This window comes from Spirosoma daeguense (genome assembly GCF_054776875.1).
This window is the reverse complement of sequence record NZ_BAAHBF010000011.1, coordinates 163,470-176,197: the sequence shown is the minus strand read 5'-3', so window position 1 is coordinate 176,197 and position 12,728 is coordinate 163,470. Positions and strand designations below refer to the sequence as shown.

At 46.6% G+C, this 12,728-nt stretch carries 8 protein-coding genes; 7 read left to right on the top strand and 1 reads right to left on the bottom strand.

Features of this window, described 5'->3' with window-relative positions; all coding sequences use genetic code 11:
* Positions 1–75: 75 nt before the first annotated feature.
* The 3 genes from gcvP to ACYVD4_RS29935 all read left to right on the top strand — a co-directional run bounded on the left by gcvP (position 76) and on the right by ACYVD4_RS29935 (position 6,042).
* The gene (gene gcvP / locus ACYVD4_RS29945) at positions 76–2,970 is read left to right on the top strand and encodes an aminomethyl-transferring glycine dehydrogenase (protein ID WP_460951896.1); all 2,895 of its coding nucleotides are present in this window, start codon (positions 76–78) and stop codon (positions 2,968–2,970) included.
* A gap of 190 nt (positions 2,971–3,160) precedes the next feature.
* A complete protein-coding gene (locus ACYVD4_RS29940; protein WP_460951894.1) occupies positions 3,161–5,167 on the top strand; it encodes an OmpA family protein in 2,007 nt (668 codons plus the stop codon).
* A 65-nt stretch (positions 5,168–5,232) separates the two neighbouring features.
* Positions 5,233–6,042, top strand: coding sequence for a tryptophan-rich sensory protein (locus ACYVD4_RS29935; protein WP_460951892.1), 810 nt, complete (start codon positions 5,233–5,235; stop codon positions 6,040–6,042).
* Between the two features lie 74 nt (positions 6,043–6,116).
* Here ACYVD4_RS29935 and ACYVD4_RS29930 read toward each other — a convergent pair whose 3' ends face one another.
* Entirely contained in the window at positions 6,117–6,554 is a 438-nt protein-coding gene (locus ACYVD4_RS29930) for a peptidylprolyl isomerase (protein ID WP_460951890.1), read from the bottom strand.
* Between the two features lie 361 nt (positions 6,555–6,915).
* Here ACYVD4_RS29930 and ACYVD4_RS29925 point away from each other — a divergent pair, with 361 nt between their 5' ends.
* From ACYVD4_RS29925 to ACYVD4_RS29910, 4 genes are all read left to right on the top strand, one after another.
* Positions 6,916–8,292, top strand: a complete 1,377-nt coding sequence (locus ACYVD4_RS29925; protein WP_460951888.1) for a hypothetical protein — start codon at positions 6,916–6,918, stop codon at positions 8,290–8,292.
* Between the two features lie 2 nt (positions 8,293–8,294).
* Positions 8,295–8,837, top strand: a complete 543-nt coding sequence (locus ACYVD4_RS29920) for a 3-coathanger stack domain-containing protein (protein WP_460951886.1) — start codon at positions 8,295–8,297, stop codon at positions 8,835–8,837.
* Positions 8,838–9,152: 315 nt separating this feature from the next.
* Positions 9,153–12,380 carry an efflux RND transporter permease subunit gene (locus ACYVD4_RS29915; protein WP_460951884.1) on the top strand — a complete coding sequence of 1,076 codons (3,228 nt, stop codon included), beginning with the start codon at positions 9,153–9,155 and terminating at the stop codon, positions 12,378–12,380.
* Between the two features lie 42 nt (positions 12,381–12,422).
* A complete protein-coding gene (locus ACYVD4_RS29910) occupies positions 12,423–12,722 on the top strand; it encodes a DUF952 domain-containing protein (protein ID WP_460951882.1) in 300 nt (99 codons plus the stop codon).
* Positions 12,723–12,728 lie beyond the last annotated feature (6 nt).

Below are 12,728 nucleotides of genomic sequence, written 5' to 3'. Positions count from 1 at the left end.
CTTTTTACGCAATCATTACTTCATTTTGGCGTAAATTTGGGTTTCCATCCAAACGAACACGCGGGTTTCCCAGGCATGAAATTGACTCTTCAGCAGACAGACCTATTTGAAGACCGTCACCACGGTCAAACCGATGCGGCTCAGGCCGATATGCTCAAAACGATTGGTGTCGAATCTATCGATCAACTTATTGAGCAGACGGTTCCAGAAGCTATCCGACTTTCTAATGTGCTTGATCTACCAGCTCCGAAATCAGAAATGCAGTTTCTGACAGATTTCAAAAAGCTGGCAGGTCAGAATAAAGTTTTCAAGTCATACATAGGTACAGGTTATTACGATACGATTACGCCAAACGTTATCCTACGTAACATTCTCGAAAATCCGGCTTGGTATACAGCCTATACGCCTTATCAGGCTGAAATTGCTCAGGGTCGTCTTGAGGCTCTGCTGAATTTTCAGACGGTCGTTTCAGAACTGACGGGTATGGATCTGGCGAATGCTTCGCTACTTGATGAAGCTACTGCAGCCGCCGAAGCCATGCATATGCTGTATGCGCTACGTCCGGCTACGAAGAAAGCCGCTACTACGTTTTTTGTATCGGATCGTTGCCATCCGCAAACTATCGACGTAGTAATCACACGAGCTATCCCACTGAATATTAACGTAGTAGTTGGCGATCATCAGAGTGTTGATCTGACCAATAACGATATTTTCGGGGTATTGCTCCAATATCCTGCATCCGATGGTGCTGTATTCGATTATACCGATCTAATTGTTGCGGCTCACGAACTCGGTATTACAGTAGCGGTTGCCGCCGACCTGCTTGCTTTAACACTCCTCACCTCACCGGGTGAGATGGGTGCCGACGTAGTGGTTGGTTCGGCCCAACGGTTTGGCGTTCCTATGGGTTACGGTGGCCCACACGCGGGCTATTTTGCAACACGCGATGCCTTCAAGCGGCAAATTCCAGGTCGGATCATTGGCGTTTCGCAGGATGCAGAAGGCAAACCTGCTCTTCGGATGGCGCTTCAAACGCGCGAGCAGCACATCCGTCGGGAGAAAGCAACCTCAAACATTTGTACAGCACAGGTTTTACTGGCCGTTATGGCGAGTAGCTACGCCGTTTATCACGGTCCGAAGCGGCTTCGCGCTATTGCTGAACAAGTTCACGCACTCACAAAAGCATTTGCCACAGCACTACGCTGGTGCGCTCATGAAGTCAGTACGCAACAATATTTTGATACAGTTACAGTTCGTGTAGATGACGTGGAATCATTACGCAAATCGGCGCGGGCGGCTCAGATCAATCTGCGTTATCTGCCTGATGGTGAACACGTCAGTGTATCGTTCGACGAAGCGAAGACATTACATGACGTAACCGAATTGCTGACGGTTTTCGGTGTGAAAGCAGATATGGACGCGATACTCAAGGATCTTGAAACCAACTGGTCAGAATCGCTCGTTAGGAAATCGGAGTACCTGACGCACCCTGTGTTCAACACGCATCATACGGAACACGAGATGCTACGTTACTTGAAATCGCTCGAAGAAAAAGACCTGTCACTGGTTCATTCGATGATTTCGCTGGGTAGCTGTACAATGAAGCTCAATGCCACTGCCGAAATGATTCCTGTTACGTGGCCCGAGTTTGGTAAACTGCATCCGTTTGCGCCAAAAGATCAGACGCTGGGTTATCAGCAGCTTTTCAGTGATCTCAACGATTGGCTGTGCGAAATCACCGGCTTTTCGGCCATGTCATTGCAACCTAATTCGGGAGCGCAGGGCGAATACGCCGGTCTGATGGTGATACGTGCCTACCACGAAAGCCGGGGCGACATTCACCGGAACGTATCATTGATTCCGCAATCGGCGCACGGAACGAACCCCGCCAGCGCGGTTATGGCGGGCATGAAAGTTGTTATCGTTAAGTGCGATGAACGCGGTAACATCGACGTAGCAGACCTGAAAGCGAAAGCCGAACAATACAGCAACGAACTGTCGTGTCTGATGGTAACCTACCCATCTACGCACGGTGTGTTTGAGGAAAGTATAAAAGAAATCTGTGCTACCATCCACGAGCATGGCGGCCAGGTGTATATGGACGGGGCTAATATGAACGCACAAGTTGGCCTGACTTCGCCCGCTTCGATTGGTGCCGATGTCTGCCACCTCAACCTGCACAAAACATTCTGTATTCCTCACGGTGGCGGTGGCCCCGGCATGGGTCCGATTGGCGTTGCTCCTCAGCTGGTTCCGTTCTTACCGACGCAGGTTCCGGCGATTCAGAAAGCCAATCCAACCTCGTCGGCCGAAGGCACCAGCCTGTTGATTTCGGCTGCGCCTTTTGGCTCGGCCAGCATTCTAACCATTTCCTACGCTTATATTGCTATGATGGGTGGGCAGGGATTAACGAACGCAACCAAGCGCGCTATCCTGAATGCAAACTACATCAAAGCGCGGCTGGAAGGCCATTTTGATACGTTGTATACGGGCACAAACGGTCGTTGTGCCCACGAGATGATTATCGACTGCCGACCGTTCAAATCAACATCGGGTGTCGAAGTGGAGGATATTGCCAAGCGTTTGATGGATTATGGTTTCCACGCGCCAACGGTTTCGTTCCCAGTAGCTGGTACGTTGATGATCGAGCCAACCGAGTCGGAATCGAAAGCCGAACTCGACCGGTTCTGCGATGCAATGATTTCGATACGTAACGAAATTCGTGAAATCGAAACTGGCACTGCCGACCGGGCCAGCAACGTATTAAAACACGCACCACACACGGCATCAGTGGTTATTAACGATAACTGGAGCCGTCCGTATAGCCGCGAAAAAGCAGCTTATCCGTTACCACAGGTTCGAGCCCGTAAATTCTGGCCAAGTGTAAGTCGGGTAGATTCGGCTTATGGCGACCGCAATCTGGTTTGTGCCTGTGTACCAACCGAAGCGTATGCTGAAGAAGTAGCCTAGTAAACGGCAATAAGTAACTCAATAACGCGGGCATTTTGTCTGCATCCTGAAAAGCTGTTATTCTTTTTCGCGATGCAGACAGAATGTCCGCGTTACGTTTCAATATTTGGGCGATTCTATTCGTTAGAAGTAATACCCGCTCAAATTTCCGTTATCTTGGGCGCGGAAATCTTTCTGCTCAATAATCTCTATGAAAATCAATACGTTGTCGGTACTGCTGGTAGCGTTGAGTCTGGCTTTCGGTCTCGGAGGCTGCAATTCGGCCATGCAGGCGTATAAAAAAGGCGTCCGTCATTTCGATGCAGGTGAATATAATCTAGCGCTGACTCAGTTCCAGAAAGCAGCCAAAGGAAGCCTCGACCCTGCCCGATTAAACTACTATACAGCCGAGTCGTACCGACTGTCGAACCGCTTTGGCGAAGCCGTTCCGTTCTATCAAAAAGCCATTGAGGCCAATACAACCGAGCCGGATGCGCGTCTGAATTACGCTTATGCACTCAAATCGCAGGGAAATTATGCGGCTGCGCTCGGACAGCTTCAGCAATACGTAGCGAATGCGCCTAAAACCACAGCGAAAACATTGCTCGACAAAGCCAAACGTGAGGTGGAAACCCTGAAGGCTATCGACATCATTTCAAAGAACCAATCGCTCATCACGCTCAAGAATATGAGCAACCTGAATTCAACAGGCTCCGAATTTGCGCCGGTTATACGAGGAGAGGAATTGGTTTTTACAGCGTCGAGAAAAGACCAGCAATACAAAAATAACGGTCTCCCGATGTTGGGTTTGTATAAAACCAAGCTCAATCAGAACCCCGACGAAACTGGTACGTCGCCAGCGCCTGAACCATTTAGTACGAATGTATTTCAGGGCGATGTAAATGAGGGTACGCCTGCTTTCACAAAGGATGGCAAAACGATGGTTTTTGCTCGTGGAAACAATGGAAAACGTAAAGGTGGGCTTGATGTTGATTTGTATATCAGCCGATTAGGTGATGGTAATGTCTGGAGTCAGCCGCTACGTCTACCTATCAGTGATTCGACGGCATGGGACGGCTCACCGGCTTTTTCGGGCGATGGAAAAACGCTCTATTTTGCTTCGAACCGCGCTGGTGGAGCGGGTGGCATTGATCTCTATCGTACGAGTATCGACGCATCAGGTCGGTTTAGCCGTCCGGTCAATATGGGCCGTGATATTAATACGCCTGGCGATGAGATGTTTCCACATGTAGGAGCCAATGCGAAACTTTATTTTGCTTCGGATGGTCATCCCGGCTTGGGCAAGCTTGATGTTTTTGTAGCGACTCGTTCGGGCGGTGTTACGCGGGTAGAAAACATGGGCCAGCCAATCAATTCACCAGCCGATGATTTTGGTTTGATTTATACCGAACCTACCAAGGGCTTTCTGGCCTCGAACCGCTCCGGTGGTAAAGGTGATGACGATATTTATTATTTCCAGGAAGGCATAACTCCTGAAACACCAACCGTTGCGCAAAATCCACCTAATGACCCGAACAGTAATTCCCCTAAAACGGTACGTTATTTCATTGCCGGAACGGTTTCGGCCAATGAAACACCCGTAGCTCCCCTCGACTCAGCTCAGGTACGTATTCTGGACGATGCAACCAGCCAACCTATTGCCGAAGTAGTAACCGATAAGCCCGGTATATTCGGAAAATATCCGCTCGAAGAAGGTAAGGATTACACGATTTTGGTTCAGCGGAAAGGTTATCTAACCCGTCGTGAATCATTTACGATGCAGGGCAAAAGTATTCCGCAGATTTTCCTGACCAAGCTACAAACCGATACTACGTTTAACGTGCCAATCCTGCTCGACAAAGCTACGCTCAACAAAACGTTTGTACTCGAAAACATTTATTATGACCTCGATAAGTACAACATTCGCCCGGATGCAGCTATTGAGCTCGATAAACTAGTAGCGATTCTGCAAGACAATCCGACATTAAAAATCGAATTAGGCTCGCACACGGATACGCGCGCCAGCGATAACTATAACCAGAAATTGTCGCAGAATAGAGCGAAATCGGCGGTTGAATATATTGTCTCAAAGGGAATTGCAGCCGATAGAATGACCTTTAAAGGTTACGGCGAAACGGTGCTGATTATCAAAAACGCTAAAACCGAAGAAGAACACCAGCGAAACCGCCGGACAGAGTTCAAAATTCTGGAGTTGTAACAGACCGGAAACATTCACGCAAACCCGTTGGTTGATACGTCTATCAATCAACGGGTTTTGTGTTTATGAAGACTGACAAGCTTCGTCAAATCGCAGTCGTAATCAGTATTGTCGCCATGATTACGACGAATTATTTATCGAACGCCGGTTTCTTTGGCGGAACAACCAACGCTGATATTTCAGGCAAATACCCTACGTTGATCACTCCAGCCGGATACGCCTTTTCAATCTGGGGGCTTATTTTTCTGGGATTACTCGCTTTTGCTGTCTATCAGGCTCTGCCCAGCCAACAAGCGAATCCGCGCTTCCGGGCAGTTGGGTGGTGGGTTGTTTTGAATGCAATATGCAACGCTATCTGGAGCCCATTATTCAATAATGAACGTATCGATCTAGCGCTGGTCGTCATTCTGGCAATGTTATTTTCACTAGCCATTATTGAACAACGGCTGCTGGCCCGTACAAATACTTCATTGATTTCGGCAAACCAAGACGCTTCTCTTCCTGAAATGAGGGTAATACCTGCCGAAACCTGGCTCGCCCGAATTCCATTTTCGATTTATTTCGGCTGGCTTACTGTAGCTACAATTTTGAACGTAGCAGTTTACCTGAAAGCTTCCGGCTTCAATATGATGGGAATATCGGAAGAAACGTGGGCTATAAGCGTATTGGTAGTTGGGCTCACCGTAGGTGCTATACTTTTCAATCGCTATCGTAGTGTGGCTTATATATTGGTTTTTACCTGGGCATACGTAGCTATTGCCTTAAAACAGGTGGATCATGGCGACATAAAAATCATTGCGGGTGTAGGAGCAATGTTAGCGGTGATACTTGCTGTTGTTGGTCTACTTTCGAACAAAACACCAAGCTATACGTAGCACAAAGCTCCGATTCTGTAAAGTTGCAGACTTTTCTGTAGTTTACGGAATCGGAGCTTTATGCTACGTTACACTTACTCTTCTATAATAGTAATACTATTGATTTTGTCACCCTGACGAATCTGGTCAATCACATCTAAACCTTCAACAACTTTTCCGAAAACGGTGTGATTACGATCCAGATGCTGTGTGTTTTGACGGTTATGGCAGATAAAGAATTGTGAGCCACCCGTGTTACGTCCCCGATGCGCCATCGACAAGACACCCCGATCATGGTATTGGTTTTCGCCCGTTAATTCACAATCAATAGTATAACCAGGGCCACCCGCTCCTGTGCCCGTTGGATCTCCTCCCTGAATCATAAAGTTGGGAATAACCCGGTGGAACGTAATGCCATCGTAGAATCCTTTTTTAGAAAGCGAAATAAAGTTATCGACCGCTTTAGGAGCATCTTTCTCGAAGAATTCGATGAGCATTGTGCCTTTGTCGGTGTTCATTTGTGCCTTTGGCATAGTAAATCAAATTTTGTTGTGTCGACAAAATTACGACAGAATTTCTCGCCAATGAATTTATAGCCATTTTCCCTCTCTCACCTGTTAGCCAGACCCGGCTTGATTCTCAGAAAAGTAAAAAAATCTGGTAATTTCTCTATCAAATTTTGGTGTTTACAAATAATATAATAAAGAAATAATTATATCAGATAGCTCTCAATCCATTTACGGTAACATAACGCCCTATTTAAGTACAAAAAAGCCATCGAAACAACGAAAAACATACAATAAAATTTCACACTAAAAGCTTTTTTGGGAATTATTTATTTATACATTTGAATCGAAGTCAAACAAATGTTACCATTTTAAACAATTAAAACTTATGTTTTCAATTTACTCAACCTCAAAGTCTAAAGTACTGCCTGCAGTGCTGGCACTATTGACAACGGGAGCATTAGCTCAAAACAATTACATCGCAACCTCACCTGCGGCTGCAGCTCCCGGAACCTACAACACGCTCATTGGTATAGGTGTTGGACCACTGCTTTCAACCGGCAGCTCCTACAATACGATGATTGGCGGTCAGGCAGGGAAGTCAACAGTTAGCGCTGCTAACAATACATTTATAGGCTACCAGTCAGGTGCTACAAATAATACGGGTGGTAATAATACATTCGTAGGTTTTAAAAGCGGTTTCTCTAATACTATAGGTCGATCTAACGTATTTATCGGTAGTGAAGCTGGTTTCAACAACACAACAGGAACTGGTAACATGTTTATCGGTCAACAGGCAGGACCGAACAATACTAGTGGTGAATATAACCTGTTCATTGGTAATGGAGCTGGTAATGGAAATTCAACAGGAACAGGAAATACTGCCATTGGCGACGGTTCTGGATACAATAGTACAACCGGTCTTGAGAATACGTCCATCGGACGTTATGCCGGCATTAATAATACAACTGGCTCTCGCAACACGTTCATTGGTACAGCTGCCACCAACCCACCAGGGAGTGGTAACCTCACCAATGCAACAGCTATTGGTTATCAGGCCTCGGTAACCGCTTCCAACGCCATGATTTTAGGTAACAATCAGGTGAATGTTGGTATTGGTAATACAGCCCCAAATAACAAGCTGGAAATTACAGCAGGAACAGCCAACGCATCAGGTTTGCGCTTCACCAACTTAACCAGAAACTCAAGTGTTCTTAGTCTGTCGATTGGTCTGGCGAACCCAGTTGTCAAAGTATTAACCGTAGATGACAATGGTAATGTGATTCTACAAGGAATCGGCATAAACCTGACAGGTCTTCTGGGAGGTATCTTAGGCGGTCGTGAGGGAGTAGGTCTTTGGGAAACCAAAAACGGTTTTGCACAAAATACAAGCAATGAAGGTGTAATTATCGGAAGTGGTGTTACCAAAACATCATCTGATTATAACCTGTTTGTGAGCAAAGGTATTCTGACTGAGAAAGTTAAAGTTGCTGTTAAAAACAGTAGCGAATGGGCTGACTATGTTTTTGCGAAAGACTACAAACTACGTAGCTTAAACGAAGTAGATCGGTTCATCCAACAAAACAAACATCTGCCAGGTGTGCCTTCTGCTTCTGAAGTAGCCGAAAACGGTATCGATGTTGGTAAAATGGACGCTAAACTGCTGGAAAAAATCGAAGAGCTGACGCTTTATATGATTGATCTGAAGAAAGAAAATCAGCAGATGAAAAAAGAGATTCGTTCCCTCAAAGCTAAACGGAAGTAATCATGAAAAAAGTAACTCTTTTCATGTTCCTCTGTCTCTCGGGTTCGCTGGCTTTTGCTCAGGACGAGGAACCTGTTCGCTCGCTGGGGGCAACGTATTATGCTAAATCCCTTGAACAGGCCAACGTATCGCTAGTTGCTAGCAACATTGTTTCGAGCAGTCAGCAGGTTGAATACAAGGCAGGCAAGTCGGTTGTACTTACCCCTGGTTTCGAAGCTCGGCCCGGTGCAGTTTTCACGGCTCATACAGGTGCTGTTAAATCTACTTTCAAAGAAGGTGATAACGCGTTGTTAGCGATAATTGGGTATCCAAACCCGTTTATCGAACGGACTAACATTAGCTATAAGCTGGCCGACAACGCCTATACAAACTTGTATGTTACTACGACGGAAGGTAAAGTTGTTGGACGATTAGTCGACAACAAATTCCAATCGGCAGGTCAGTATGACGTAGAATGGCGGGCAGCAGATTTACCGTCGGGTTCGTATCTCTGTGTATTGGAAGCAGGTGGCAAACGTGTCGCCAGCCGTCTGATTAGAAAGTAGGTGGATTGATAGTATAGGGTTTATTAATAGACACCCCTCATCAAATTTTTTGGTGAGGGGTGTTTTCTTTATGTAGGGAACTAACCAGATGTCTGTTCTGCTAAAATCCACAACGCAACAACTTCTTGGAATAAGCCAATTCCACGGCGACAGTTTTTAGAAAAATACAACTAAATTGCCTGACGGTAAACGAGTAAGGAGACTGAACAGGGCTTTATAGCTTGTTTTTGTTCAATTATACTCATGTTGCTACCTTTTCCTGAGTAGTAGTACTTCCGCAGTTTTCACTATCTACTCTGCCATTCAGCCTGTATTATGTGGATAGTTCGTTTAGCGCTTGAAAAAAAATATACGATTGCCGTAATGGCTCTCCTCATTATGATTATGGGTGGATTGGCTGTTACACAAATGCCAACCGATATTTTTCCACGTATCAATATTCCGGTTGTATCGGTCATTTGGGGTTATAGCGGCCTGTCGACCAATGAGATGGAGAAAATGATCACCAACTTCTCCGAAACCTCGCTTATCAATAACGTCAGTGATATTCAACGGGTTGAATCGCAAACGTATAATGGTACCGCCGTACTGAAAATCTTTTTTCAGCCAACCGTAAAAATTGAGGAAGCCATTGCGCAGGTAACTGCCATTTCGCAGACCATTCTGGTCAGGATGCCGCCCGGTACGCAACCACCTCTGATTGTTCGCTATAACGCAACCGACGTACCAGTGCTCCAGTTAGGTCTTTCGTCGGATAGTTTGACGGAACCGCAGATTACCGACTATGCCCAAACGCGCGTGCGTCCACAGATTTCGACCGTACAGGGGAGTCGGCTTTCACAAGCATTTGGAGGCAAAAGCAGACAGATTGCTGTTGATCTGGAACCCGACCAATTAATTGCCTATAACGTAACGCCTGAAGAAGTACTCAACGCCGTAGCCGCGCAAAACCTGACTTTACCCGGTGGTTCACTACGTATCGAAGATCGAGAATATAACATCCGGCTTAACTCAAAACCCGATGTGATCACTACGTTGAATGATATTCCGGTTAAGGTTGTGAATGGCACAATCGTGCACATGCGCGACGTAGCAAATGTTCACGATGGTGCCGCCGTACAAACTAATATCGTCAAACAGGACGGCAGCCGGGGAGCGTTGATGCGGATTGTGAAAACTGGAAACGCATCGACCACCGAAATTGTCGATAAGATTAAGAATCAGATTCTTCCTACAATCCGTGCCGCTGCCCCATCCAATCTACGCGTCGAAGCACTATTCGATCAGTCGTTGTTTGTTCGAGCATCGATCAAAGGTGTTTTGGTAGAAGGGCTGATTGCCGCATTGCTAACGGCAGCTTTGATTCTATTGTTTCTGGGAAGTTGGCGTAGTACGCTCATTGTGGCCATTTCGATTCCATTATCGATTCTTTCTTCGCTGATTGCGCTCTATTTGCTGGGCGAGACGCTGAATATCGAAACATTAGGCGGACTGGCACTGGCCATTGGTATTCTGGTTGATGATGCTACAGTAACCATCGAAAATATTCACCGAAACGAAGAACTGGGCTTGCCGCTACGTCAGGCGATTCTGGAAGGAGCGCAGCAAATTGCTACGCCTACACTCGTTTCGACGCTCACCATCTGCATTGTATTTACATCTGTGCTTTTTTTGGAAGGCCCAGCCCGTTTTCTGTTTGGCCCTCTGGCACAGGCTGTTGTATTTGCTATGCTGGCATCATACGTACTATCACGAACGTTGGTTCCGGCATTGGCCGATCTAATGCTACGTAACGAGAAAGGACATACTAGAGAAAGTCACGAACAACACGTAGTTCATACAGAAACGGTCAATCACGAACTCCCGGCCGCTCCCCGCTTTGCTCCACCAGCGCCACGTTCGCAACCAAAAGCAGGTTTGCACGACCGATTTAACGCCCGTTTCGAACGTTTTCAGGAACGGTATATGGGTGCACTCGAGTGGGTGCTAAACCATCGAAAACCTGTTCTGGGAATATTTGTAGCGGTTGTAGCGTTTACACTGGTGCTCTTGCCTTTCGTTGGTCGTGATTTCTTTCCGCAAGTCGACGCGGGCCAGATTCGACTTCACCTTCGCGCTCCGGCAGGTACTCGACTGGAAGCCACGGAGCAGATTTCGGCAAAAACGTCTGAGATTGTTCGGGAAGTTATTCCTGAAGAAGCCATTGGTTCAGTTATCAGCAATATCGGCCTGACGTCAGAACGATACAATTTCTTTTTCTCCGATAATGCGACGGCTAGTTCGGCTGATGCCGAGTTGCTTATTTCGCTCAGCGAAGAACGTGAGCAAGCTACCGATACGTATGTACGGGCGCTACGTGAACGGCTACGCGAAGAAATGCCTGATATTACCTTCTTTTTCTTACCCGCCGATATTGTAAGCCAGATTCTAAACTTCGGTCTAACATCTACTATCGATATTCAGGTTTCGGGTTTCGACCGGGCAAATAACCTCAAGCTAGCTCGTGAAATGCAGGAAAAAATGACCCAGATTCCGGGATTAGTCGATGTGCATTTGCATCAGGTTCTGGATGCGCCCGAAATATTTCTGGATGTTGACCGCGAACGGGCCAGTCAATTTGGACTGACGGAGCAACGAGTCGCAACCAATCTGAATATTTCACTGAGTGGCACTGGTCAAACTCGACCCAATTTCTGGCCAGACCCGAACACTGGTTTTCCTTATATCATCGCCGTTCAGACTCCACCCTACAAGCTCGATTCATACGATAAACTGCTTCGAACACCGCTGGCACCGGGCCAGCAGGCTACCCCGCACTTGCTAAATAACATTACAACGGTTCGACGTACTGTAGCACCGGTCATTATCAATCGGGTTAATACGCAACCAACTTACGACGTGTATGCTTCTGTCGAGAAAACAGATTTAGGGTCAATTGCCAAAGCACTTGATAAACTGACGGCGGAATATAAAACGCAACTGAAACCCGGAAACACCATTTCCATACGCGGGCAGGTCGAAAGCATGGAGAGTGCGTTCAATCGGCTTGGGCTGGGAATTGTGTTTGCGGCTTTGTTCGTTTACCTGCTTATGGTGGTCAATTTCCAGTCGTTCCGTTACCCGTTTATTATCATTACAGCGTTACCGGGCGCTTTGTGCGGCATGGTCTGGATGCTTTTTCTGACGGGTACTACGTTCAGCATTCCGTCGCTGATGGGTGCCATTATGAGCGTAGGCGTAGCAACTGCGAATAGTATTCTGCTAGTTAGTTTTGCTAAAGACCATTTACCCGAGGTGAAAAACAACGCTTATGAAGCTGCGCTCGAAGCTGGACGTACTCGTCTGCGGCCGATTCTGATGACGGCTATTGCCATGATTATCGGGATGTTACCGATGTCGCTGGGGTTGGGAGAAGGCGGAGAGCAAAACGCGCCACTGGGCCGTGCCGTAATTGGCGGTTTACTAATGGCTACGTTCACTACGTTGTTGTTTGTTCCGGTGGTGTTCAGCTATCTGGCTCGTCAGGGCAATGAAAAAATGTAGAATAACAAACTCCACAATAGCTCCATTATACATTCTTAACGCATGAGTATTATTTATCATATTGTTCCAGAAGCAAACTGGCTCGCATTTACAGACCAGCCAACTTACGAAGCCACTAGTTTGCAGACGGAAGGATTTATTCACCTATCGCAGAAACAGCAGGTGGAACAAACGTTGAGTCGTTATTATAAAAACGTGCCAAATTTGTTGTTGCTACACGTAGATACCGATAAGCTTACCCACGAATTGAAGTACGAAGAGTCGACCAATAATGAATTGTTTCCACATCTCTATGGACCGCTCAACAAAGACGCTGTGATTATGATTGAAGCCTTGAATTAAATCTAT

Bases quoted from the DNA above. Each gene is read 5' to 3' on its own strand.
- ACYVD4_RS29910 (WP_460951882.1), top strand. From the start codon at position 12,423: ATGAGTATTATTTATCATATTGTTCCAGAAGCAAACTGGCTCGCATTT.
- gcvP (WP_460951896.1), top strand. From the start codon at position 76: ATGAAATTGACTCTTCAGCAGACAGACCTATTTGAAGACCGTCACCAC.
- ACYVD4_RS29930 (WP_460951890.1), bottom strand. From the start codon at position 6,554: ATGCCAAAGGCACAAATGAACACCGACAAAGGCACAATGCTCATCGAA.
- ACYVD4_RS29925 (WP_460951888.1), top strand. From the start codon at position 6,916: ATGTTTTCAATTTACTCAACCTCAAAGTCTAAAGTACTGCCTGCAGTG.
- ACYVD4_RS29920 (WP_460951886.1), top strand. From the start codon at position 8,295: ATGAAAAAAGTAACTCTTTTCATGTTCCTCTGTCTCTCGGGTTCGCTG.
- ACYVD4_RS29915 (WP_460951884.1), top strand. From the start codon at position 9,153: ATGTGGATAGTTCGTTTAGCGCTTGAAAAAAAATATACGATTGCCGTA.
- ACYVD4_RS29940 (WP_460951894.1), top strand. From the start codon at position 3,161: ATGAAAATCAATACGTTGTCGGTACTGCTGGTAGCGTTGAGTCTGGCT.
- ACYVD4_RS29935 (WP_460951892.1), top strand. From the start codon at position 5,233: ATGAAGACTGACAAGCTTCGTCAAATCGCAGTCGTAATCAGTATTGTC.